22 protein-coding genes and 1 other RNA gene are annotated in these 22,903 nt (G+C 54.6%); 12 read left to right on the top strand and 11 right to left on the bottom strand.

Annotation, left to right across the window (positions count from 1 at the left end):
- Position 1: 1 nt before the first annotated feature.
- From DXXMK7_RS03935 to DXXMK7_RS03925, 3 genes are all read right to left on the bottom strand, one after another.
- The gene (locus DXXMK7_RS03935) at positions 2-2,566 is read right to left on the bottom strand and encodes a TonB-dependent siderophore receptor (protein WP_038917951.1); all 2,565 of its coding nucleotides are present in this window, start codon (positions 2,564-2,566) and stop codon (positions 2-4) included.
- 42 nt (positions 2,567-2,608) lie between these two features.
- Positions 2,609-3,481 (bottom strand): TonB family protein, encoded by an 873-nt coding sequence (locus DXXMK7_RS03930; RefSeq protein ID WP_038917950.1) that lies wholly within the window; start codon positions 3,479-3,481, stop codon positions 2,609-2,611.
- 343 nt (positions 3,482-3,824) lie between these two features.
- Complete coding sequence (locus DXXMK7_RS03925; RefSeq protein ID WP_038661883.1) at positions 3,825-4,250, bottom strand: GNAT family acetyltransferase; 426 nt, start codon at positions 4,248-4,250, stop codon at positions 3,825-3,827.
- Between the two features lie 202 nt (positions 4,251-4,452).
- Between DXXMK7_RS03925 and hemF the strand changes: the two genes are divergently transcribed.
- Positions 4,453-5,391, top strand: coding sequence for an oxygen-dependent coproporphyrinogen oxidase (gene hemF / locus DXXMK7_RS03920; protein WP_038917949.1), 939 nt, complete (start codon positions 4,453-4,455; stop codon positions 5,389-5,391).
- Entirely contained in the window at positions 5,388-5,837 is a 450-nt protein-coding gene (locus DXXMK7_RS03915; RefSeq protein ID WP_038661889.1) for a YaiI/YqxD family protein, read from the top strand. The genes hemF and DXXMK7_RS03915 overlap by 4 nt, the downstream gene beginning before the upstream one ends.
- A gap of 58 nt (positions 5,838-5,895) precedes the next feature.
- On the opposite strand, the gene maeB is transcribed toward DXXMK7_RS03915, so the two are convergent.
- Positions 5,896-8,175 carry an NADP-dependent oxaloacetate-decarboxylating malate dehydrogenase gene (gene maeB / locus DXXMK7_RS03910; RefSeq protein WP_038917948.1) on the bottom strand — a complete coding sequence of 760 codons (2,280 nt, stop codon included), beginning with the start codon at positions 8,173-8,175 and terminating at the stop codon, positions 5,896-5,898.
- A gap of 517 nt (positions 8,176-8,692) precedes the next feature.
- Here maeB and tal point away from each other — a divergent pair.
- Positions 8,693-9,643, top strand: coding sequence for a transaldolase (gene tal / locus DXXMK7_RS03905; protein ID WP_038917947.1), 951 nt, complete (start codon positions 8,693-8,695; stop codon positions 9,641-9,643).
- Between the two features lie 66 nt (positions 9,644-9,709).
- Here the strand turns inward: tal and nudK are convergent, their stop codons facing one another.
- From nudK to grpE, 3 genes are all read right to left on the bottom strand, one after another.
- Positions 9,710-10,294 carry a GDP-mannose pyrophosphatase NudK gene (gene nudK, locus DXXMK7_RS03900; RefSeq protein ID WP_038917946.1) on the bottom strand — a complete coding sequence of 195 codons (585 nt, stop codon included), beginning with the start codon at positions 10,292-10,294 and terminating at the stop codon, positions 9,710-9,712.
- Between the two features lie 156 nt (positions 10,295-10,450).
- Positions 10,451-11,686, bottom strand: coding sequence for an Nramp family divalent metal transporter (locus DXXMK7_RS03895; RefSeq protein ID WP_049842636.1), 1,236 nt, complete (start codon positions 11,684-11,686; stop codon positions 10,451-10,453).
- Positions 11,687-12,078: 392 nt separating this feature from the next.
- Positions 12,079-12,666 carry a nucleotide exchange factor GrpE gene (gene grpE / locus DXXMK7_RS03890; protein ID WP_038920803.1) on the bottom strand — a complete coding sequence of 196 codons (588 nt, stop codon included), beginning with the start codon at positions 12,664-12,666 and terminating at the stop codon, positions 12,079-12,081.
- A 153-nt stretch (positions 12,667-12,819) separates the two neighbouring features.
- On the opposite strand from grpE, the gene nadK reads away from it, so the two are divergent.
- The 3 genes from nadK (at position 12,820) to bamE (ending at position 15,899) form a co-directional block, all read left to right on the top strand.
- Positions 12,820-13,698: an NAD(+) kinase gene (nadK, locus tag DXXMK7_RS03885; RefSeq protein WP_038917944.1), complete on the top strand. Its 879-nt coding sequence runs from the start codon at positions 12,820-12,822 to the stop codon at positions 13,696-13,698.
- 83 nt (positions 13,699-13,781) lie between these two features.
- Positions 13,782-15,443 carry a DNA repair protein RecN gene (recN, locus tag DXXMK7_RS03880; RefSeq protein WP_038917943.1) on the top strand — a complete coding sequence of 554 codons (1,662 nt, stop codon included), beginning with the start codon at positions 13,782-13,784 and terminating at the stop codon, positions 15,441-15,443.
- Between the two features lie 111 nt (positions 15,444-15,554).
- Complete coding sequence (gene bamE / locus DXXMK7_RS03875; RefSeq protein WP_038917942.1) at positions 15,555-15,899, top strand: outer membrane protein assembly factor BamE; 345 nt, start codon at positions 15,555-15,557, stop codon at positions 15,897-15,899.
- Positions 15,900-15,954: 55 nt separating this feature from the next.
- Here the strand turns inward: bamE and DXXMK7_RS03870 are convergent, their stop codons facing one another.
- Positions 15,955-16,248, bottom strand: coding sequence for an RnfH family protein (locus DXXMK7_RS03870; RefSeq protein WP_038917941.1), 294 nt, complete (start codon positions 16,246-16,248; stop codon positions 15,955-15,957).
- Positions 16,241-16,675, bottom strand: coding sequence for a type II toxin-antitoxin system RatA family toxin (locus tag DXXMK7_RS03865; RefSeq protein WP_038661915.1), 435 nt, complete (start codon positions 16,673-16,675; stop codon positions 16,241-16,243). The genes DXXMK7_RS03870 and DXXMK7_RS03865 overlap by 8 nt, the downstream gene beginning before the upstream one ends.
- Positions 16,676-16,830: 155 nt before the next feature.
- On the opposite strand from DXXMK7_RS03865, the gene smpB reads away from it, so the two are divergent.
- The 3 genes from smpB (at position 16,831) to DXXMK7_RS03855 (ending at position 19,175) form a co-directional block, all read left to right on the top strand.
- Entirely contained in the window at positions 16,831-17,313 is a 483-nt protein-coding gene (gene smpB, locus DXXMK7_RS03860) for an SsrA-binding protein SmpB (RefSeq protein ID WP_016942314.1), read from the top strand.
- A gap of 46 nt (positions 17,314-17,359) precedes the next feature.
- Positions 17,360-17,740: a transfer-messenger RNA gene (gene ssrA, locus DXXMK7_RS21600) on the top strand.
- A 193-nt stretch (positions 17,741-17,933) separates the two neighbouring features.
- Entirely contained in the window at positions 17,934-19,175 is a 1,242-nt protein-coding gene (locus DXXMK7_RS03855; protein WP_038917939.1) for an integrase domain-containing protein, read from the top strand.
- A 68-nt stretch (positions 19,176-19,243) separates the two neighbouring features.
- Here DXXMK7_RS03855 and DXXMK7_RS03850 read toward each other — a convergent pair whose 3' ends face one another.
- Positions 19,244-19,510, bottom strand: a complete 267-nt coding sequence (locus DXXMK7_RS03850) for a helix-turn-helix transcriptional regulator (protein WP_015854887.1) — start codon at positions 19,508-19,510, stop codon at positions 19,244-19,246.
- Between the two features lie 108 nt (positions 19,511-19,618).
- Positions 19,619-19,900: a helix-turn-helix domain-containing protein gene (locus DXXMK7_RS03845; RefSeq protein WP_038917938.1), complete on the bottom strand. Its 282-nt coding sequence runs from the start codon at positions 19,898-19,900 to the stop codon at positions 19,619-19,621.
- A gap of 157 nt (positions 19,901-20,057) precedes the next feature.
- Between DXXMK7_RS03845 and DXXMK7_RS21595 the strand changes: the two genes are divergently transcribed.
- The 3 genes from DXXMK7_RS21595 to DXXMK7_RS22780 form a co-directional block, all read left to right on the top strand.
- Complete coding sequence (locus tag DXXMK7_RS21595; protein WP_071605155.1) at positions 20,058-20,303, top strand: helix-turn-helix transcriptional regulator; 246 nt, start codon at positions 20,058-20,060, stop codon at positions 20,301-20,303.
- 776 nt (positions 20,304-21,079) lie between these two features.
- Positions 21,080-21,946, top strand: coding sequence for an integrase domain-containing protein (locus DXXMK7_RS03840; RefSeq protein WP_038917937.1), 867 nt, complete (start codon positions 21,080-21,082; stop codon positions 21,944-21,946).
- 658 nt (positions 21,947-22,604) lie between these two features.
- On the top strand, positions 22,605-22,903 hold a 299-nt coding region (locus tag DXXMK7_RS22780), incomplete at its 3' end, for a hypothetical protein (protein ID WP_193745934.1).

The raw sequence follows: 22,903 nt of genomic DNA, 5'->3' as shown, positions 1-22,903 counted from the left end.
ATTACCAGTTGTAAGCCACACCCAGCCAGAACTGACGACCCAGCTTGTAGGTCACCGTATTGCCGGAAGTCTCCTGCGAGGTGGCGATCACGTTGTCGAGCACGTTGATCACATCCAGCGTCAGGTCCAGCGACTGGTTTTTATAGGTGGGCAAGGAGTAGTTGAATCGCCAGTCGTAGGAGACGTAATCCTGATACTGGCGCTCGGTATACAGCGTGGCGCTACCGGTATAATCGCCGCAGGCGCTGACGCTGCTGGAACTGCCGGAGCAGGTAACGCTGGAGGTACGGTAGCCTTTGTAACCGGAGGTATAGGCTAGGTTATGATCCCAGTTAAGACGAATGGCCGGGAAATAGGTGTTGATATTCAACGCCACCGACCACGGGGTGTTATAGTCAAGCGCGTCCATGTCACGACGATCGGTCAGGCGGCCTTTGAAAATCACCTTGCTGTCGTCCAGGTTTCCCTGGTCGTAGTAAAGCTGTGAGCTGGTCTTGTTATCCGCCATGCTGGCGCTCAGCCCCCAGCGAACATCGGCGTATTTCAGTTTATACGGGCTGATAGGCTCCACCGTCAGCGAAAGCGTATTGCCTTCAGTACGGGCGTCATTGGTCAGGTAGTAATAGCGTTGACCGCTGTCATCGGTTCTATTGCTGCGGCCGAACTGGTTACGCCCCTGACGATTAACCCATTTCAGCGTCCACACGGTGTCGTACACCCGCTGCGACAGCCCCAGCGACAGCTCGTCGCTGTACGGCGTTTTCAGGTCGGAAATATCGTAGTCATAACTGCCATAACTGGTATTACTGCTGGTCCAGCTGCTGCCGGCGCTGGTACGACTCTGCACTACCGACTCGTTGATCCCGGAGCGCAGTTTGTACGCCAGCATGTTCTGGGCGTAGTAACGGTTGGCGCCGCCGAAAACACGGGTGGAGCGATCGCCAAACACATCGTAAGACGCCGCCAGACGTGGGGCGATGTTCAGGTTTTTCAGGTAATCGTCATACTGCAGGCGCACGCCCGGCGTCACTTCCAGGTTCTGGTAACTGACGCTGTCCTGCAAATACACCGCATAGTTGACGTAATTGCCTTCCACCTGACGCGCCGGGAACAGATTGCGATTGCGGTAATACTGCTCGCCATTAATACAGAAGTCGTCGCCGGCCTGGCACACCACGCTGGTGCTGATGGTGGGCGTATTACGACTGGTATACACATTGCTAAAACGGCGATATTGCGCGCGGTAAGAATCTACCTGCCAGCCCATATCCAACTGATGGCTGGTGCCCCACAACGCCAGCGGGTTGAGCTCGTAATCCTGCTTGAACGTGAAGGTCTGTTTTTCTGTGGCATATTTGCCATAACCACCGATTCCCGATAGCTGGGAGTTACCCGCTACCCCCGTACCCCAGTCCACAACATTGGAAACAAACCGGGATGTGCGGTTATAGCGATACCAGGACTGATAGGTATCGCCCTCATGCTCGATGCGGTTTTCCTCAAACTGGTAACCCGCCAGACTGCTCACTTTCCCCCAGTCCGCATTGTGTTCCCACTCGATATTGCCGCGATAGCCGCCGCCGGTATTGGTATAGCCGCCGTTTTTGATGTCTTTTTTGTAATAGCCGGATTCATGCGGCGCGTACATGCCGGTCAGGCGGAAAATATCGCCGTTATCCGCCAGATAGGTGCCTTTGAGCAAATAGGTTTCCGCCTCGCGCTTCTGCGTAACCCATTCGTCCATGACGCTGTTATAAAACGGGATCGACGACTGCTGGCGGTTATAGGCAAAAATAAATCCGGCCTTGTCGCTTAATGGCTGATTAAAGGTGGCGGAATAAAAATTCTTGCGGAATTTCGGTTGATAATAGAGCTGGCTGGCTGAATAAAAGTCGCCTTCAATATCATCGTCAATATGATAACGGGTCCAGCTGTCGCGGGTGGTGCGATAAGAAACCCTGCCGGAAGCGCGGTCCAGTTTCGGGTCTTTTAATTTGGCATCGACCACGCCGCCGGTAAAGTCGCCATATTTCGCGGAGATATTGCTGTCGAATACCTGTAATTGCTCGATCAACTCCGAGTTAATCCAGAATGATTGCGCGCCGCCGGCAGGCAGGTCGGTTGGTGAATATCCATCCGGTGTATTGCTCAGTTCGCCATTATTCGCGCCGGGGTTGATGACGTTATTGTTGGATAACCCGTCGATCATGTAGTTATTTTGGTAAAACTTCTCGCCATGAAACGACACGTTTTCCGGCGCCAGTTCACCGGGCGTCTGGCTGCTGTCGAGGCTATTAGAAAAACGCACGTTTGGGTTGGAGCGCAATAATTCCGTGACGCTGCCGTTACGTGTCGGCCGACGCTGAATCTGCTCGCTGGTAATCACCTGGGTTCCCATCGTCTGGCTGGTGGGAGTGGAGCGAACCAGGATGGTATCCTCATCGGTATTTTTCTTTTCTGCCGCCGGTTTACCAGCAGAGGTATTTTCTGTCTGAGTCGTCTGTTCGGCAGCCGTCGCCGTTGATGATACGCCGAGTATCATCATCAAATAGAGATGCTTATTCATGTAATTATTTCCTGTACCCTGATGATATTGAAAACAAAAAAATCAATTCTGAAGTTCGATATGGCCATTCAGCCGAAAAATGACGGATACCGTCTGGTCGGCAACCGGTGAATCGGCCTGATAACGCCAGCGCGCCATGTCTTTGATAACGTCGCTGCTAAACATCCCGTCAGGGTTCTCCGACAACACCCGAATATTGGTGACCGTGCCGCTGGCCGTGACGTCGAACCGCAGTCGAACCTGGCCTTCCACCCCCATCGAGCGCGCGCGCAAGGGATAATTCACTCGTCGTTGCAACGCCTTCAGCGTGCCGGTCTGGCTATTGCCCGCGCCCTGATGCGCCTGCCCTTGCGTACTCTCGCCCGCCGGTGCGGCCTGGCCGCCTGCCGATGCGCTGGCGGGCGCTGACGCCGTTGCGCGATTTCCCGGCTCAGCCGGACTCGCCGCGTCTGCCACAGGCGTCGGCGTATCACGAGTGTCACTGCGTGGAGAGGCGGGTGTTTTTTTGACGTCCGCTTTTTCCTTCACCGGCACAGGATCTTTTGGCGGGCGTGAGGATTCGCGGGTTTTCTCCGTCGGTTTTGGCGGGCGTGTCGTCGCAGCAGGATCGGAAGACGTAGCCGTCACCACGGCGCGCTCATTCACCGGCAGCGGCCGCATTACCGCTGGCGCCACAGCTACCGGCGTCACTCTGGTGGCCGTAACCGGCTCGTCGGCAGACGATGTTGCGGTGCTTGCGGAAAGCAGCCGCACTGCGTGGGCGGAGAACGAGGTGACATGCATGCCCGTCACGCTTTCTCCGGCACGCCCGGCCTGCAACACCAGTTGCTCGTGAGGCGCATACCCCCACAACAAGGCCCAGACCACCGACAGATGTACCCCGACGGACAACAGAAGAGAATGTGTAGCTTTCAACGTAATACCATGTTTTATTTATAGAAATAAGTATCAAATTATGGACAGGACAACGACGACGGCGCCCCTGATTCCCATCCCAAAACAAGCAGAAACATCCCTTTATAGATAATGAGAATTATTTTACAAATGATATCCATTATCAATGAATTTTTACAGCACGTCAGTACAAACCTGACCTTTTGGACAGGCAAAACACCACTAATGAGAAAATTGCGCGGAGGCGCGGACAGAAACAGGCGGACAGAAACAGAAAGAGAAAATGCAGCAGGCAAGCGGGATATCGGTCGGCGTCAGACGGAGATAAGGCGGCCTCTCCCCGTCATCGACCGGATGGGAACGGTCAATACTCCTGGTCTTCAATCAGGCGTTTACCCAGCGTGATGCTGTCGACCATGTCGTAATTCATCTTTTCATACATGCTGATGACGGCCGTGTTGCTCTGACGCACCATCAGGTGGATCTTCGGGCAACCGCGCGCGATCAGTTTTTTCTCCAGACGGCTGATCAGCGCATTGGCGATGCCGCGGCCGCGGTAATCCGGATGCACCCCCAGATAGTAGGCCGAACCGCGGTGACCGTCATATCCGCCCATCACTGAGCCGACCACCTCGCCGCCCACTTCTGCTACCAGAAACAGGTCGGGATCATGGTTGAGCTTGCGCTCAATATCCATTTCCGGGTCATTCCAGGGGCGCAGCAAATCACAGCGTTCCCAAAGGGTAATCACTTCTTCAAAGTCATCTTGCCTGAATACGCGGATTTCCATCGCTGCTCGCCATCTAGAGTCAATAGGTGATACTCGATTATCCCGTGATTCACCGCAGACGCAACATCTTCGTCATACACTTTTCAGCAATGACATCGATTCACATCGACGGCATTTACCGGCGATGGGCGGCCTGCCGAATTTCGATATACTAAGGCTGCAATAAGTCCAACCGCCTTTCAACATCATCATAAGGGACACTATGAGCTCACCTGATATCGATGCGATCAAGCACTTTCTGCTCACGTTACAGGACAACCTGTGCCGGCAGTTGGAACTGACCGATGGCGCCGCCACCTTTATTGAAGACGCCTGGCAACATGCTTCCGGCGGCGGCGGACGCAGCCGCGTTCTGCGTCAGGGGCGGGTATTCGAGCAGGCCGGAGTGAATTTCTCTCACGTTTCCGGCGCATCGCTGCCGCCGTCGGCCAGCACCCACCGCCCGGAACTGGCTGGGCGCAGCTTTCAGGCGATGGGCGTTTCGCTGGTGATCCATCCGTTAAACCCGTACGTGCCGACCAGCCACGCCAATATACGTTTCTTCATCGCCGAAAAACCGGGCGAACCGGCGGTCTGGTGGTTTGGCGGCGGCTTTGATCTCACCCCGTACTATGGTTTCGAAGAAGACGCCGTCCACTGGCATCAGACCGCGTTCGACCTGTGCCAGCCGTTCGGCGACGACGTCTACCCGCGCTACAAACAATGGTGCGACGACTACTTCTTCCTCAAACACCGCAACGAAGCACGCGGCGTCGGCGGCCTGTTCTTCGACGACCTCAACACGCCGGATTTCGACACCAGCTTTGCATTCATGCGCGCGGTGGGCGAAGGCTTCCGGCACGCCTATTTGCCGATCGTCAATCGCCGCAAAGATATCCCGTGGGGCGAGCGGGAACGCCAGTTCCAGCTTTACCGCCGAGGACGCTACGTGGAATTCAACCTGGTGTGGGACCGGGGCACGCTGTTCGGCCTGCAAAGCGGCGGGCGCACCGAGTCGATCCTGATGTCGATGCCGCCGCTGGTACGCTGGGAATACCAGTACCAACCGGAGCCGGACAGCCCGGAAGCGGCGCTGTACCGCGACTTTTTGCCCGCCCGTGACTGGCTCGGCCTGAATACGCCGTCGGGAGCACGCGGATGACCGCCATCTGGGTGGACGCCGACGCCTGTCCCAACGTCATTAAAGACGTGCTTTACCGCGCCGCCGACCGCACTGCGACCCGCCTGACGCTGGTCGCCAACCAGCCGCTCAGAACGCCGCCTTCGCCGCACATACACAGCCTGCGCGTCGCCGCCGGGTTCGATGTGGCGGATAACGAAATCGTGCGCCGCGTTCAGCCGGGCGATCTGGTGATCACCGCGGATATTCCGCTGGCGGCCGAAGTGCTGGCAAAACACGCGGTCGCGCTTAACCCACGCGGTGAACGCTACACCCCGGACACTATCCGCGAGCGGCTGACGATGCGGGATTTCATGGATACGCTGCGCGCCAGCGGGGTACAAACCGGCGGCCCGGCGGCATTAAGCCAACGCGATCGCCAGCAGTTCGCTAACGAATTGGAGAAGTGGCTGCGTCAGCAGGCGTAAAAAAACCGGCAGGTCACCCTGCCGGTTTAGTCTTTTCGTTACAGGCTACCTTGCCGGATTACAGCGGCGCGGTTTGTGCTTCCACCACCGCCAGCGCCACCATGTTGACGATACGGCGCACGGAGGCGATCGGCGTCAGGATGTGTACCGGCTTGGCAACGCCCATCAGTACCGGCCCGACGGTTACACCTTCGGAAGACGAGACGCGCAGCAGGTTGTAGCTGATGCGGGCGGCTTCCATGTTCGGCATGATCAGGATGTTGGCCGCGCCTTTCAGCGGGCTGTTCGGCATCTGCTCACGACGAATGGCTTCCACCAACGCGGCGTCGCCGTGCATTTCGCCGTCAATTTGCAGCTCCGGCGCCATCTTGTTCACCAGTGCCAGCGTGGCGCGCATTTTCTTCGCCGTCGGCGAATCGGAGGTGCCGAAGCTGGAATGCGACAGCAACGCCACTTTCGGCTCAATGCCGAAACGGCGCACGGTGCTGGCCGCCATCAGGGTGATTTCCGCCAGCTGTTCCGGGGTCGGATCCGAGTTGACGTAGGTGTCGGCGATAAAGGTGTTGCCGCTCGGCAGCAGCAGCGCGTTCATCGCTCCCGCCACATGCACGCCGTCACGGTAGCCGAACACTTTCTCCACCACGTTGAAGTGCTCTTCATAGTTACCGACCGTACCGCAGATCATCGCATCCGCTTCGCCGCGGTGAACCATGATGGAGCCGATCAGCGTCGGGTTGCCGCGCATATCGCGCTGCGCCTGCTCCTGAGACACGCCGCGGCGTTTCATCATCTCGAAATATTCGGTCCAGTAGGCCTTGAAACGCGGGTCGGACTCGTTGTTCACCACCTCGAAGTCCTTGCCGATAGCGATCTGCAAGCCCAGTTTCTGGATGCGTTTTTCGATCACGCCCGGGCGACCGATCAGCACCGGGAATGCCAGCCCCAGCGACACCAGTTCCTGTGTGGCGTGCAGCACGCGCGGGTCTTCCCCTTCCGCCAGCACCACGCGTTTCGGCTGGGTGCGGGCCTGAGAGAAGATAGGTTTCATGAACAGGTTGGTTTTGTAGACGAACTGCGTCAGTTTTTCGATGTAATCATCGAAGTTTTCAATCGGACGGGTCGCCACGCCGGATTCCATCGCCGCTTTCGCTACCGCCGGCGCGATCTTGATGATCAGACGGGGATCGAACGGTTTAGGAATCAGGTATTCCGGCCCAAAGGACAGGTCCTGATCGCCATAGGCGGACGCCACCACTTCGCTCTGCTCCGCCAGCGCCAGATCGGCAATGGCGTGCACGCAGGCCAGCTTCATCTCTTCGTTGATGGTGGTCGCGCCCACATCCAGCGCGCCGCGGAAGATGAACGGGAAACACAGTACGTTGTTGACCTGGTTCGGGTAGTCGGAACGACCGGTGCACACGATGGCGTCCGGGCGCACTTCTTTCACCAGCGGCGGCAGAATTTCCGGCTCCGGGTTAGCCAACGCCATGATCAGCGGGCGCGGCGCCATGGTTTTCACCATGTCCTGCGTCAGCACGCCCGGACCGGAACAGCCGAGGAAAATGTCCGCGTTCGGGATAACATCGGCCAGCGAACGGCTGCCGTTATCGTCAATGGCGTACGCCGCTTTGGTTTCCGCCATGTTGGCTTCGCGGCCTTTGTAGATCACGCCGCGGGAATCGCACACCACGATGTTTTCATGTTTCAGACCCAGCGCCACCAGCAGGTTCAGGCAAGCGATGGATGCCGCGCCCGCGCCGGATACCACCAGCCGAACGTCAGAAATCTGTTTTTCCACCACGCGCAGGCCGTTAAGCACCGCCGCGGTACAGATAATGGCGGTACCGTGCTGGTCGTCGTGGAATACCGGAATCTTCATGCGCTCACGCAGCTTCTGCTCGATGTAGAAGCACTCCGGCGCCTTGATATCTTCCAGGTTGATGCCGCCGAAGGTGGGTTCCAGCGCGGCGATCACGTCGATCAGCTTGTCCGGATCCTGTTCATCCACTTCGATATCAAACACATCGACGCCGGAAAACTTCTTAAACAGCACCCCTTTGCCTTCCATTACCGGCTTGCCGGCCAGCGCGCCGATGTTGCCCAGGCCCAGCACCGCGGTACCGTTGGAGATCACCGCCACCAGATTGCCGCGCGCGGTATATTTGTAAGCCGCCAGCGGATCTTCAGCGATTTCCAGACAAGGCGCAGCAACGCCCGGGGAATAGGCCAGCGCCAGGTCGCGCTGCGTGGCCAGCGGTTTGGTCGGGGAGACCTGGATTTTTCCCGGCACCGGATATTGATGGAAGTCCAGTGCGCTTTGCTTCAGTTGTTCATCCATAGTTTATTACCTTGTCTTATCGCTTTGTTAGTAGGGTGGCGAGTCACCCAGTGTACCGTGTCTGTGATTTTCGAAACCATGAAGCATTACAAAATCCACGCCGGAATACCGCTTAATATAGTTAATTAATGAGAGTGAAAATCACTCACCATAACGACTATTTCCCCGACCAAACATGACCAAATACCGATGATATCGCTGCCGGCGTTTCCCTTGTCACACGCAAGCCGATACGAATTGACTATGCTTAGAGCCTATCCCGATAGGCGTAATTGGCGCAGCCAGTTTGGATTCGGACAGCGCGCAGAACCCTCACGTACACGTAGTACGTGAGGGTTCTGCGCGCTGCCCAGGTCCAAAATGGCAAGTAAAATAACCCTATTGGGATAGGCTCTTAGCCCGTGTTACGACATGGATAATCAACCTGCCGATGACTGCAATCAGAAAAAACGCATGTCATTCCGCCACAGAATCCTGCAGGGTGATTCCGCCAATTTTCTCTTCAGGGAGCCAAGCCATGAACCAACTAGACGCATTGAAACAATTCACCGTGGTAGTGGCAGATAGCGGCGATATCGAATCTATTCGCCACTTTTCACCGCAGGATGCCACCACCAATCCATCCTTGATTCTAAAAGCCGCCAGCCTGCCCGCTTACCAGCCGCTGTTTGCCGATGCGCTGGCTTACGCCCGCCAGCAGGGCGGATCCAGAGAAACGCTACTCATCAACGCCAGCGACCGTCTGGCGGTCAACATCGGCGCCGAGGTGCTGAAGAGTATTCCCGGGCGGATCTCCACCGAAGTGGATGCCCGCTTGTCGTTTGATCGCGGTATGTGTGTAGCTAAAGCACGTAAACTGGTGGCGATGTACGAGGAAAAGGACGTACATCGTTCACGTATTCTGATCAAGTTGGCGGCCACCTGGGAAGGGATCCGCGCCGCCGAAGAGTTGGAAAAAGAAGGGATCAACTGCAACCTGACGCTGCTGTTTTCGTTTGCACAGGCCCGCGCCTGCGCGGAAGCCAACGTCTATTTGATTTCGCCGTTTGTCGGCCGCATTTACGACTGGTATCAGGCCAGACAACCCTCCGCCGACTACGATGCCGAACAGGATCCGGGCGTGCTGTCGGTGCGGCGTATTTACGAGTACTACAAACAGCATCGCTATCGCACCATCGTGATGGGCGCCAGCTTCCGCAAGGTGGAGCAGATTCTGGCGCTGGCCGGGTGCGATCGTCTGACCATTGCCCCGCCGTTACTGGAACAGCTAAAAAACAGCACCGCACCGGTGGAGCGCATTCTCAGCCCGTCAACCGAAGGCTTCCATCAGCCGGCGCCGCTGTCGGAAACCGAATTCCGTTGGCAGCATAATCAGGATCCGATGGCGGTGGAGAAACTGTCCGAAGGCATCCGCCTGTTTGCCGCCGACCAGCAGAAGCTGGAAGATTTGCTAGCCGCCCGGTTGTAAATAGGGTTCCGCCACAAACAACAAGGGGCCTGCCGGCCCCTTGTCATCTACAGTTTTCGTATGCCGTTAACGCACGTTGGCGAACCAACCTTTAATCTGCGCGTGCTGCAGCAGCATGATGGTTTTACCATCACGAATACGACCGTCCTTGATCATCGCCAGCGCTTCGCTAAACGGCAATTCCAGCACTTCGATATCCTCATCATCCACACCGCCGCCGTTCGTTTTACGCTGTGAATCGTCATATTCCGCGGCAAAGAAATGCACCAGCTCGGTGATGCCGCCCGGCGACATGTAGGCTTCAAACAACTTTTCCACTTCACCGATCTGGTAACCGGTTTCTTCGATCGCCTCATTTCGGATGCACTGCTCCGGCGACTGATCGTCCAGCAAACCGGCGCACGCTTCCAGCAGCATCCCGCTTTCATTGCCATTCAGGTAAGTCGGCATCCTGAACTGTCTCGTCAACACCACCGTCCCCCGGGCACGGTTGTAAAGCAGGATGGCGGCGCCGTTGCCGCGGTCATACACTTCCCGCATCTGGCGCACTATGCCGCCATTCTTACGTTTCAAATCGAACACATATTTATGCAGCACAAACCAGTGATCGGATAACAGTTGCTTATCAAGAATAGTAATGGGCGACGACATCATTGAATCTCTGTATCAAAAAATCAGTCCCAGATAATAGGACGGAGCTTGCCGGAATGCACGTGATCGTAAGATGAAAGCAGAAAAGTCGGAACCGAAAAGACAAACGCCCCCGCCCATAACCGGCGGAGGCGTCGCAAAGAACAGGCGGGCGCGTTAACCCAGCAGCGTATCCAGCAGCAGATACAGGTTGAGCGCAATCACCATACAGACGATCACCTTGCCAAGGTTCTGTACCCGGCGGCTGTTCACCAGGCACCCCATCAGTTCGCGGTTGCCGGTAAAAACCAGCAGCGGAATCAACGCCAGCGCAATACCGAAACTCAACAGCACCTGGCTCAACACCAGCACCCGGGTCGGGTTCATGCCGGATAGAATCACGATAAAAGACGGCAGCATGGTCACCACGCGGCGAACCCACAGCGGAATATGAAAGCGCACAAACCCTTGCATCACCACCTGACCGGCCAGCGTTCCCACCACGGTGGACGACAGCCCCGCCACCACCAGACTCAGGCCGAAAATAGTCGCCGCTGCCTGCCCCAGTAAGGGTTTCAGCGTCAGATACGCCTGATCCAGTTCGGCAATCGAGGTGTTGCCGCTGAAGTGGAACGCCGCCGCCGCCGTCGCCATCATCGCCAGATTCACAAACCCGGCGATGGTCATCGCCACCGCGACATCCACCTTGGTGGCGGAATAACGTTCGGCGCGGGTTATGTTGCTTTGTTGCTGTGTCAGCGATGAATGCAGGTAAATTACGTGCGGCATAATGGTCGCGCCCAGTACGCCGGCTGCCAGCAGCACCGCGTCGGAATTGGGCAAGCTCGGTATCGCCATGCCTTTCGCCAGCGACGACAGTTCCGGGCGAGAGAAAATCAGCTCGACGATATAGGCCGCCGCCACGAACAGCAACAACCCGCCGATCACCATCTCCAGCGGCTTTTGCCCACGTTGCTGCAGCGTCAGGATCAGAAAAGTGGCAATGCCGGTGAGGATCGCACCTTCCAGCAGCGACACGCCAAGCAATAACTTAAAACCGATCGCCGCGCCGATGAATTCCGCCAGGTCGGTCGCCATAGCGATGATTTCGGCTTGCACCCAGTAAGCCCAGACAGCAGGTTTCGGGAAACGATCGCGAATATGCTCCGCCAGATTCTTGCCGGTGGCGATCCCCAGTTTGGCGGAGAGCAATTGAATCAACATCGCCATCAGGTTGGCCCACACCACCACCCACAACAGCTGATATCCATAGGCGGCGCCCGACTGAATATTGGTGGCGAAATTACCGGGATCGATATAACCGATCGCCGCGATAAAAGCCGGCCCCATCAGTGAAAGCTTGAGCTTCCGCGACGTACGGCTGACTGACTCCACTACACGACTCCCCGGCATATGAGTAACCCTTCTAACACTATTGTTTTATTACTCTCGCAAAGTTGATAATGATTATCAAGTGCATTTAGAATGGCAGTGATGATTGCTCTGATAGGTTATGATAATGATGCATTCACCCGACAAACGACACACGTTTTAATACGTAAAGATTAACAAAATATAAACAAAAAAACGATCGGTACAGCATCACGCGACTAAACGGTTTCCATGCGATAACGACAGAAAAAACGGTGTAAGCAACCGGGAAATGCTGTCGTGAAGCCAGCAAGAGAAAACGAAGGGGAATAAAAGGAGGGAAAGAGCAACAAGGCCACATTCACAATCCGGGAAGAAGATTCACAATCCGGGAAGAAGCCTGCTGGCCGCTCCCCGGAGAAAGCCGGCAACGATTATTCCTTGGCTTTGGACACCGCGACCATCGCCGGGCGCAGCAAACGACCGTTCAGGGTATAGCCCTTCTGCATCACCATCATGACATGGTTCGGCGCGTGATCGGCTGATTCCAGCAGGGTCATGGCCTGATGAATTTCCGGATTAAACGGCACGTTCACTTCCGCCACCACGTCGATGCCGAACTTATTCACGGCGGAAAGCATCGCTTTCAGCGTCAGTTCGACCCCTTCAATCATGCCCGACAGCGCTTCATTGGATTTGTCCGCCATCTCCAGCGCACGTTCAAGGTTGTCGATCACCGGCAGCATTTCGCCCGCAAATTTTTCCAGAGCGAATTTATGCGCTTTTTCCACATCCAGCTCGGCACGGCGGCGGATGTTCTCCATTTCGGCGCGGGCGCGCAACGCGCTTTCACGCTCACGCTGCTGGGCATCATTCAGTTGCGCTTCCAGTTCTGCGATACGCTCATCACGCGGGTCAGCGACATCTGTCGTCTCTGGTACGGCATCCGCTTGCTGACCTTCCGCTGCTCCTTTTTGATCCAAGACTTGCTCGTCAGGCGACTTCTGTTCTTTACTACTCATGAAATTCTCCGCGTTTTTCGCATTCATCTCGCTAGTTCGCTTATTATGGGGATCAAAACCGGGGTTTCAAGGGAACCACTCACATATTATTGGTCCGGCTATCGGTCCAAAAACCATGAGCCTCCGGTGCTCTCATGAGGATAATGCACCCAAATGAACAGATCGTTTAACTGCATTGGCATTGTCGGTCATCCACGTCATCCAAATGCCTTGACCACCCACGAAATGCTGTATCACTGGCTACGCGCACAGGGTTATCGCGTGGTGATCGAACAACAGATCGCCCGCGAGTTGCAGCTAACGGACGCCGCCACCGGCAGCCTGTCGGAAATCGGTCAGCAAGCGGACCTGGCGGTGGTGGTCGGCGGCGACGGCAACATGCTGGGCGCGGCGCGGGTGCTGTCGCGCTACGATATCAACGTCATTGGCGTCAACCGCGGCAATCTCGGCTTCCTGACCGATCTCGATCCGGATCATACCCAGCAACAGCTAAGCGAAGTGCTGGCCGGGCGCTACATCCGCGAACAGCGTTTTATGCTGGAGGCGCAGGTGTGCCGCGCCAACCACCCCAACAGCAGCAGCACCGCCATCAACGAGGTGGTTCTGCACCCGGGTAAAGTGGCGCACATGATTGAATTTGAAGTGTATATTGACGACAAGTTCGCGTTTTCCCAGCGCTCCGACGGCCTGATCATCTCTACGCCTACCGGCTCCACCGCCTATTCGCTATCCGGCGGCGGCCCGATCCTAACTCCGTCGCTGGATGCGATCGCGCTAGTGCCGATGTTCCCGCACACCTTGTCGGCGCGGCCGCTGGTGATCAACAGCAGCAGCTCTATCCGGCTGAAGTTTTCCCACATCACCCAGGATCTGGAAATCAGTTGCGACAGCCAGATCTCGCTGCCGGTGCAGGAAGGCGAAGAAGTGCTAATCCAACGCAGCCAGTATCACCTGAACCTGATTCACCCTGAAAATTACAGTTATTTCAATACATTGAGTAGCAAGCTCGGCTGGTCGAAAAAATTATTCTGAAAGTGGCGCTGGCTACTTTACTGTACAAAAAACCAGTCTATACTGTACGTAATAACAGTTGTTGTTACATACAGGACACTATCATGCTGGCGCAACTCACAATCAGTAACTTCGCCATTGTGCGCGAACTGGAAATTGATTTTCAGGCAGGGATGAGCGTCATTACCGGCGAAACCGGGGCGGGGAAATCCATTGCTATTGACGCCCTCGGCCTCTGTCTCGGCAACCGTTCCGACGCCAGCATGGTTCGACCCGGCGCCAGCCGCGCCGACATCTGCGCCCGCTTCTCGCTGGCGGATACCCCGGCCGCGCTGCGCTGGCTTGAACACAACCAGCTTGATGACAACAACGAATGCCTGCTGCGCCGGGTCATCAGCGCCGACGGCCGCTCCCGCGCCTTCATCAACGGTACGGCGGTGCCGCTGTCGCAACTGCGCGAACTGGGTCAGCATCTGATTCAGCTTCATGGGCAGCACGCCCACCAGTTGCTGCTAAAACCGGAACATCAGCGCCATCTGCTGGATGCCTACGCCGATGAATCACAACTGCTCAGCGCCATGCGCCAGATCTGGCAGCAGTGGCATCAAAGCTGCCGCGAGCTGGCGCAGCACCAACAAGCAACCATCGAGCGGGAAGCTCGCCGGGAATTGCTGCAATATCAGCTCAAAGAGCTGAACGAGTTTGCTCCCCAATCAGGCGAGTACGAACAGATCGATGTCGAATACAAGCGGCTCGCCAACAGCGGACAACTGATGTCCCTCAGCCAGCAGACGTTGCAGATCCTCAGCGAAAACGAAGACCAGAATCTGCTTAGCATGCTGCATAGCGCCAGGCACCAATTGTCGGAGCTGGTGAGCATGGATGACAAACTCTCCGGGGTATTTTCCATGCTGGAAGAAGCCAGTATTCACATCAGCGAAGCCAGCGATGAACTGCGTCATTACTGCGATCGTATGGATATGGACCCGATTCGTCTGTACGAACTGGAACAACGCCTGTCGCGCCAACTGACGCTGGCGCGCAAGCATCACGTAACGCCGGAAGAGTTACCCGCATTCCATCAGCAGTTATTGCAGGAACAACAATTGCTGGAACAACAGGAAAGCGATCACGAAACCCTGAATCGCGCGGTGCAAGAGTTCCACCAGCAAGCCCTGCATGTGGCCGAACAACTTCACGCCCGACGCTGTCAGCACGCCAGCGAACTGGCGGAATTGATCACCACCAATATGCATGAGCTGGCGATGCCGCACGGTCATTTCACGATTGATGTGACCTTCACCCCGGACTCACTGACCGCCAACGGCGCCGACCACATCGAGTTCTGCGTCACCACCAACCCCGGCCAGCCGCATCAGCCGCTGATCAAGGTGGCTTCTGGCGGTGAGCTGTCGCGTATCGCGCTCATCATCCAGGTCATTACCGCCCGTAAGATGGATACCCCGGCGCTGATTTTCGACGAAGTGGATGTCGGTATCAGCGGCCCGACCGCGGCGATTGTCGGCAAGATGCTGCGCCAGCTTGGGCAATCCACTCAGGTAATGTGCGTCACCCATCTGCCGCAGGTAGCGGGATGCGGCCATCACCACTACTTCGTCAGCAAACACACTGACGGCGCGGCGACCGAAACGCTGATGCAGCCACTGGGTAAACGCGAACGTCTGCAGGAACTGGCGCGCCTGCTCGGCGGTTCCGCCGTCACCAAAAACACGCTGGCGAACGCCAGAGAATTGCTGGCGGCATAGTGAGGATCAACTTTTTCGAATTCCCGCGGTCTTACAGACGTCTTGCAGGTTTTCAAGTCAGGCAAGGTCTATTATCATCTGCAACCTATGCCCTTAAGGAATGTAATCACTATGCGCTGTAAAACGCTGACTGTCGTCGCCGCGGTGGTTGTTGTTATGTTGACTGCCGGTTGTTCCACGTTGGAACGTATAGTCTATCGGCCTGACATCAATCAGGGGAACTATCTGGCACCCGCTGACGTTGCCAAAATCCGTAACGGAATGACCAAACAGCAGGTCATCTACACGTTGGGCACCCCCATGCTGCAGGATCCGTTTGGATCAGACACCTGGTACTACGTCTTCCGTCAGCAACCGGGGCACGAAGCCGTGAAACAGCAAACGCTGACTCTGACCTTCAACAGTCAGGGCGAGCTGGCTAATGTGGACAACAAGCCCACGTTGCAGACGCAGTAAGTGAACAGCCCGGCGAGGCTAACACTCGCTGACTGGCCCCAAAAAATAAGGCACGTTACCGTGCCTTATTTTTTGAACGTTCCGCGCGCTGACGACGCAACTCTTTAGGGTCTGCCAGCAACGGGCGATAAATTTCCACCCGATCGCCATCGCTGAGAACATCGGTCAGTTTCGCCGGGCGGCTAAAAATGCCGATTTTATTGACGCCAAGGTCGATATCCGGGCGTAGGGCCAGCAGGCCGGATGCTTGAATAGCCTGCTCCGCCGTGCTCCCTTCTTCCAGCGTCAACGGTCGTAAGTACTGACGCTCCGGCAACGCGTAGACCACTTCCACGTGAATCTCAGGCACAATAGACCTCTTTGGCGCGCTGGGTGAACGCCTGCACCATATTGTTGGCCAATTCTTTGAAAATCTTGCCGAATGCCATTTCAATCAACACATTCTTGAATTCAAAATCCAGATTCAGCTCGACCTTACAGGCATCATCGCTCAGCGGCGTAAAACGCCAGTCGCCGGTCAACTGACGGAACGGACCGTCCACCAGTTGCATTAAAATACATTGGTTATCAATAAGCGTATTGCGGGTGGTAAACGTCTTGCTGATGCCGGCTTTAGACACATCAACCGCCGCCGTCATTTCACTCCCGGAGGAAGACAGTACCCGGCTACCAGTGCATCCAGGCAGAAAGGCCGGGTAAGACGAGACATCATTCACTAATTTATACATCTGCTCGGCACTGAACGGGACCAGCGCAGACCGGCTGATTTTAGGCATACAATTTTCCGTGATTCATAAAACGCGCAAAATAATACCATCGATGAGCGGTCAGACAAAAATTCTGCGAGGGGCATCGCACCCGTTCACAAAGAACGGTATGAATCCCGGCGAGGGATTTCATTCACGACGACAACCAGTATAATGACGGCACTATGACAAAGAAAAAAGCACATAAACCCGGTTCTGCCACCATTGCGCTCAACAAGCGCGCCCGCCATGAATACTTCATAGAAGAAGAGATTGAAGCGGGATTGGCACTTCAGGGGTGGGAAGTCAAATCACTGCGCGCAGGCAAAGCCAATATCAGCGACAGCTATGTGTTGATGCGTGATGGCGAAGCTTACCTTTTCGGCGCCACATTCACTCCGTTGCACGGCGCCTCCAGCCACGTGGTCTGCGATCCGACGCGTACCCGCAAACTGCTGCTGAACCAGCGCGAGCTGGACTCGTTGTACGGTCGTGTCAACCGCGAAGGCTATACGGTAGTGGCGCTGTCGCTGTACTGGAAAAATGCCTGGTGCAAGGTCAAGATTGGCGTAGCTAAGGGTAAGAAAGAACACGACAAACGTGACGATATCAAAGAGCGCGAATGGAAGTTGGACAAAGCGCGCATCATGAAAAATGCCGCCCGCTAACGGTAGATTAGCGAGTCATCTTTCTGTTATAATAGTGAAATATCTTGGGGCTGATTCTGGATTCGACGGGATTCGCGAAACCCAAGGTGCATGCCGAGGGGCGGTTGGCCTCGTAAAAAGCCGCAAAAAAATAGTCGCAAACGACGAAACTTACGCACCTGCTGCTATCGCAGCTTAATCAGCCTAAGAAACTGAAGGTGTCCTCTCTCCCTAGCCTCCGCTCTTAGGACGGGGATCAAGAGAGGTCAAACCCAAAAGAGATCGCGTGGATGCCCTGCCTGGGGTTGAAGCGTTAAATCCAATCAGGCTAGTTTGTTAGTGGCGTGTCTGTCCGCAGCTGGCAAGCGAATGTAAAGACCAGACTAAGCATGTAGTACCGACGGTGTAGGAATTTCGGACGCGGGTTCAACTCCCGCCAGCTCCACCAAAATTCTCCATCGGTGATTACCAGAGTCATCCGATGAAGTCCTAAGAGCCCGCACGGCGCAAGCCCTGCGGGCTTTTTTACGTCTACTGGTTGCTGTGGCGATCTTGTAACTTCCACCATTGTTAGGCACAATTTTAGGCACTCTATGCAGTTTCCCTCATTCCTGTTGGGCCTAAACTTAGTGGAGGTGCCTATGGCAAGGCAAACAAGGCCGCTTAGCGATACCGAGATCAAAGCGGCCAAACCCAAAGAGACCGACTACTCCCTGTATGATGGTGACGGGCTTGAGCTTCTTATCAAACCCGGCGGCAGCAAACTTTGGCAATTCCGCTACTATCGACCTTTAACCAAAAAGCGCGCAAAACTGAGTTTTGGTTCCTATCCTGCCGTCACTCTGGCCGACGCCCGAAAACGCCGCACTGAAACCAAATCGTTAATTGCCAAAGATATCGATCCTCAAGAGCATTACCACACGCTAAAGCGGCAAGCGCTGGAAACCCAATCCAACACCTTTAAGGTCGTTGCCGAACGCTGGCTACAGTTAAAAAAGAGCAGCGTCACCGCCGACTATGCCTCCGATATCCAACGCTCCCTCGAAAAGGATATCTTTCCCGCCATCGGCGATATCAGCATTGCGGATATCAAAGCGCGCACGCTGGTGCAGGCTATTCAGCCGGTGCAGGCCAGAGGCGCGCTGGAGACGGTAAGGCGGTTATGCCAGCGGATTAACGAGGTGATGATCTATGCGATGAACGTTGGTCTGATCGATGCGGCGCCCAGCGTCAATATCAGCAAGGCGTTCGAGAAACCGCAGAAAAAGCACATGCCCAGCATCCGCCCGGATCAACTACCGCAACTGATGCAAACGATGCGGCTGGCAAATATTGAGTTGCCGACCCGCTGTCTGTTTATGTGGCAGCTTCTCACCCTCACCCGCCCTGTCGAAGCCGCTGAGACACGCTGGCAAGAGATCGATCTGGACGCTAAAGAATGGCGCATTCCGGCCGAACGCATGAAAATGAAGCGGGTGCATATCGTTCCGCTGTCAGAACAGGCGTTGGCGATTCTGGCGCTAATGAAACCCTTAAGCAGCCACCGGGAATATGTTTTCCCCAGCCGCATTAAACCGTTACAGCCAATGAATAGCCAGACGGTCAACGCCGCGCTCAAACGCGCCGGGTTAGGCGGCATTCTGGTATCACACGGCATGCGCTCCATTGCCAGCACTGCGCTCAATGAGCAAAGCTTTCCACCCGATGTCATCGAAGCCGCACTCGCCCATGTGGATAAGAATGAAGTACGCCGGGCCTATAACCGCAGCGACTATCTGGAACAACGTCGCCCCATGATGCAATGGTGGGCTGACTTTGTGAAAGCGGCGGACAACGGTAGCGTGCTGGAAGGCGGGATCCGGGGACTTAAGGCGATCGGGTGATTATATGAGGCCGTGTTTTTCTCCCGCCTCACACCATAAGCAAGTGATGGTGTGAGGCGGGAGACGCGTTATTTTTCTTTGCGGCGGGAGCGCTCAAGGTACAAATTCAGCACATCTTCTGCGAATTCATCGTCAACAATGTAAAAGTAGCACTCCGGCACATTGAGTACGCGGGCAAATTCGCAGGCCAATTCAAACGTGGGTTTATGCGTGCCATTTTCATAATGAGACAGACGCGAATAGGCGGTAGCCTCTTCGATACCAGCCAGTACACCGAGCTTCTCCTGCGTAAGATTCGCTCTTAATCTGGCCGCTTTCAAACGCTTAGGAATCATTCAGTTATTACCGGCAGTTAATGTCTTGCGGTAATCTTTAGCATTCCTCAATATGAATTTTCTTTAGAGTTTATAAAGATGGCGACGCACTTAATGTGTGTCCTGCCCTTATTTGCCATCTGGTGTACGTTGCCAGCGAACGGTTTCACCGGCATACAGTGTCAGGATCGCTTCTGCAAAGCTATCGTCCACGGTGTAGAAATAGCTCTCTGGCACGTTCAATGCGTGTGCAAAGGCGCAAACCGTTTTGAACGATGGCGTATGCGTTCCGCTCTCATACTGCGAGAGACGAGAATAGGCCGTCTCTTCGCCAATCCCGGCTAATACGCCAAGCTGCTCTTGCGTCAGATTAGCCTGTAACCTCGCATTTTTAAGACGTTCAGGGATCATAAGGATATGCCATCAATAACTGTATTGACAGAATCTTTAGCATTCCTTAAGATTCATTATCTTTAGACTTCCTAAAGAAGAAACACAAACATGCCTGAGTCGGAAGAAGGCAACTTCGCTGACTCTGTCTTATGACTACTAACGAGGGTAACTTCCGATGACCGAACAAGACTGGCATCCGGCAGATATCATTGCTGGTTTAAGAAAGAAAGGCACAACGCTGGCTGCGGTTTCCAGAGAAGCGGGACTCGCCTCTTCCACTTTGGCAAATACACTGACGCGCCATTGGCCTAAAGGAGAACGCTTAATCGCCGAAGCCTTGCATAAACGCCCCGAAGAGATCTGGCCTTCGCGTTATAACAGCGGACAGCATCAACAGTACCGAGATAGAACTTCGGATTAGCCACTAAAAATTTACAAAATTTTTTTCATCCTATCAGTGGATTTAGACGCTCCTTACTGGATTTCTATGGAATAGAGATCCAGTAAGGAGCCAACAAGCGCAGCGCGTTAGCCGCTTGATATAAGGATTTTGGCGCAGTAAATTGTAGTGCTACACCGCTGCTGCACGCAGCACTCCCATGTTGCCACGACCTTCAAGGCAACGCGCAGGGCCAACCTGTGTGGTCGACGCCCAACCCGCCTCGCTACCTGTTTGCGGGTGATCGCTGCGGCGATGGTAGCTACCTTATCCCAACGCCTTAGGGCGGCATCCTGTTTGTTCTTGCCTTTCGCATACGCATTGATGCGTAACAACCTTATAGCTGGCGCACCCGTCTGCGGCCTTTTGCTGCCTCAGCGAATACTTCAATGAGGCTGCGGCGTCACTTCATACGGCGAAAAGCCGTTGCAAGTGACGCCGCGAACAAACCCTGCGACAGCCCTTACGCCACAGCGCTTTCCGGCGCGACCTGTCATCTGACGCACATTTTCTGCGTCAATTCTCATCAACCCACTTATCAGAGGAGGACTGAACCGATACCTGAGGCAGGCTTTCAGCCTGAGGGGATTACCCTGCTGATGCAGGCGGCTGCACCGAGTGCATAACCGATATCTCCGTCATACCTCAACCGCTGCCGCTCCGGCGCACAGGTATTGTTCAGTGCGGCACGGTAAATCCGTGTCGTGAATCACCGTGCGCCGGAGAACAGAGGTTATTGAGTATGGAGGGGATAGCATATGTCACGATTAAGCCGGGAGATGCAGACGCTGGCCCGGCAGGCTGGCGGCAGCCATAAGACGGTACATGACCGACTAAAGATTGCAGGGCGGCTTGCCAGTCATCTGCTGTCTTTGAATATTCAGATCCGCACGGTGCAGCATCTGAAAGCGAAACATATCGAATGCTATATCGCCGAACGGTTAGAACAGGGAATTACACTGCGCACGCTGCATAATGAAATGGCGGCAGTGCGGGTGATGCTGCGCACCGCCGGGCGGACTAAACTGGCGGATGCGGAACGGCTGAGCAATAAGGCGCTAAGTCTAGGTGGCGCTAGTCGCGATGGCTCACGGCAAGCAATTACGCCGGAGCGCTATCAGGCGACGCTGGCAATCCTGCAACAGAAAGACGCCGGACTCGCGCTGACGCTGCAACTGGCTCGGATGATGGGCCTACGTTCGCAGGAAGCGGTGCAATGTTCGCAGTCGCTCCAGACATGGGCCACCGCGCTGGAGCGAGGCGACGAACAACTGAAGGTGGTATTCGGCACCAAAGGCGGACGGCCCCGGCAAACGCGAGTTCTGGATCGGGAAGCGTTAATACAAACAGTAAATCAGGCGCTGGCAGTTGCCGATACTCGTAACGGTCGGCTGATTGATAAACCGGATCTGAAAAGCGCCATCAACCGCTGGCGCTCACAAACCGCGCTGGCCGGACTAAAGGGGCAATATTCCCCGCACAGCCTGCGTTACGCATGGGCGCAAGATGCGATGCGCTATTATCGGCGACAGGGGTTCAGCAACCGGGAAGCCTACGCGATGGTGTCGATGGATTTAGGGCATGGCGATGGGCGTGGGCGGTATGTGGAGCGGATTTATGGCTGATGGCTGGGTCAAGATATGCGTGGCAATTCAGACATATTTATTAGTTTCTGTAAGGAACTGGCGTTTATTCAAACTCAAGAAATTTATTTCTCTTATTATGAATTCAACTACAGCCGAAATTTTCATAGAGAAAGAAATGCAACTCTAATTCATTTGTACTACTGTTCATTTGTACTGACTCATATCCGACCTGACATTTTGTTGATCTGAGCGCAATCAAATCTGACAGTCTGCTATGTGGTAAGAGCAGGCCTTGGTGTATTAATCAACAGGGAGCAGGTAAAGAAACCACGAGAGCGATGGTAAGTTGTGTTATTTTTTGTCTAAGAATACAGAATTATCAATCAATTAGGACCAAGAATACTTTCGGATGCATCAATAAAAAATTCGCTTGCTACGTGAGGTTATGCGCCTCAAAGTAAGGTATTTTTGTTCGTCGGTGAATTTCTAATTTTCATCGGCACCCTCCCCTTTGAAGGGATATCATGTAAGAATTTTGTTTCATAACTGAAATGGAATGATATAATGATAATCCAATTTTTATATTGGAGTAGTCCCTGTGGTTTATTCGAGTTAATTTATTAGAGTAAATATTAGCGTCATATTAAAAAGAAGAAAATATATTGAATTAAAAAATTTAGACAAAGGAGATAATGGTATGAAAAGTCTAATTGATTTAGGTGTTTCAGAGCAGGATCGTCAAAGTCTTTTGATGGGGATACATGAAGGAAAATATAATCTCTTATTAGGAGCTGGTTCAAGTTACGGCTGTTTAGGCGGAGATGGAGAGCATCTGAAAGATGGAATAACTTTATCTTTAGAAATAAATAAGAAATTTAATTTGAATCTTAATGAGGATGAATCAAAGAAACTTCCAATGACGTACGAAGAAGCTATAAGTGCAGATCCAACTACACTTCAGCGTTGGTTAAAGTCTCGGTTTACTAAATGCATTCC

Source organism: Dickeya sp. MK7 (assembly GCF_000406305.1).
GTDB classification, from domain to species: Bacteria; Pseudomonadota; Gammaproteobacteria; order Enterobacterales; family Enterobacteriaceae; genus Dickeya; species Dickeya fangzhongdai.
Note: the sequence above shows the minus strand (reverse complement) of the source record. Positions and strands in the feature narration are given on the sequence as shown.

Coding starts and splice junctions, on each gene's coding strand:
- DXXMK7_RS03935 (WP_038917951.1), bottom strand. CDS start 2,566: ATGAATAAGCATCTCTATTTGATGATGATACTCGGCGTATCATCAACG.
- DXXMK7_RS03925 (WP_038661883.1), bottom strand. CDS start 4,250: ATGGAAATCCGCGTATTCAGGCAAGATGACTTTGAAGAAGTGATTACC.
- hemF (WP_038917949.1), top strand. CDS start 4,453: ATGAGCTCACCTGATATCGATGCGATCAAGCACTTTCTGCTCACGTTA.
- DXXMK7_RS03915 (WP_038661889.1), top strand. CDS start 5,388: ATGACCGCCATCTGGGTGGACGCCGACGCCTGTCCCAACGTCATTAAA.
- maeB (WP_038917948.1), bottom strand. CDS start 8,175: ATGGATGAACAACTGAAGCAAAGCGCACTGGACTTCCATCAATATCCG.
- tal (WP_038917947.1), top strand. CDS start 8,693: ATGAACCAACTAGACGCATTGAAACAATTCACCGTGGTAGTGGCAGAT.
- nudK (WP_038917946.1), bottom strand. CDS start 10,294: ATGTCGTCGCCCATTACTATTCTTGATAAGCAACTGTTATCCGATCAC.
- DXXMK7_RS03895 (WP_049842636.1), bottom strand. CDS start 11,686: ATGCCGGGGAGTCGTGTAGTGGAGTCAGTCAGCCGTACGTCGCGGAAG.
- grpE (WP_038920803.1), bottom strand. CDS start 12,666: ATGAGTAGTAAAGAACAGAAGTCGCCTGACGAGCAAGTCTTGGATCAA.
- nadK (WP_038917944.1), top strand. CDS start 12,820: ATGAACAGATCGTTTAACTGCATTGGCATTGTCGGTCATCCACGTCAT.
- recN (WP_038917943.1), top strand. CDS start 13,782: ATGCTGGCGCAACTCACAATCAGTAACTTCGCCATTGTGCGCGAACTG.
- bamE (WP_038917942.1), top strand. CDS start 15,555: ATGCGCTGTAAAACGCTGACTGTCGTCGCCGCGGTGGTTGTTGTTATG.
- DXXMK7_RS03865 (WP_038661915.1), bottom strand. CDS start 16,675: ATGCCTAAAATCAGCCGGTCTGCGCTGGTCCCGTTCAGTGCCGAGCAG.
- smpB (WP_016942314.1), top strand. CDS start 16,831: ATGACAAAGAAAAAAGCACATAAACCCGGTTCTGCCACCATTGCGCTC.
- DXXMK7_RS03855 (WP_038917939.1), top strand. CDS start 17,934: ATGGCAAGGCAAACAAGGCCGCTTAGCGATACCGAGATCAAAGCGGCC.
- DXXMK7_RS03850 (WP_015854887.1), bottom strand. CDS start 19,510: ATGATTCCTAAGCGTTTGAAAGCGGCCAGATTAAGAGCGAATCTTACG.
- DXXMK7_RS03845 (WP_038917938.1), bottom strand. CDS start 19,900: ATGATCCCTGAACGTCTTAAAAATGCGAGGTTACAGGCTAATCTGACG.
- DXXMK7_RS21595 (WP_071605155.1), top strand. CDS start 20,058: ATGACCGAACAAGACTGGCATCCGGCAGATATCATTGCTGGTTTAAGA.
- DXXMK7_RS03840 (WP_038917937.1), top strand. CDS start 21,080: ATGTCACGATTAAGCCGGGAGATGCAGACGCTGGCCCGGCAGGCTGGC.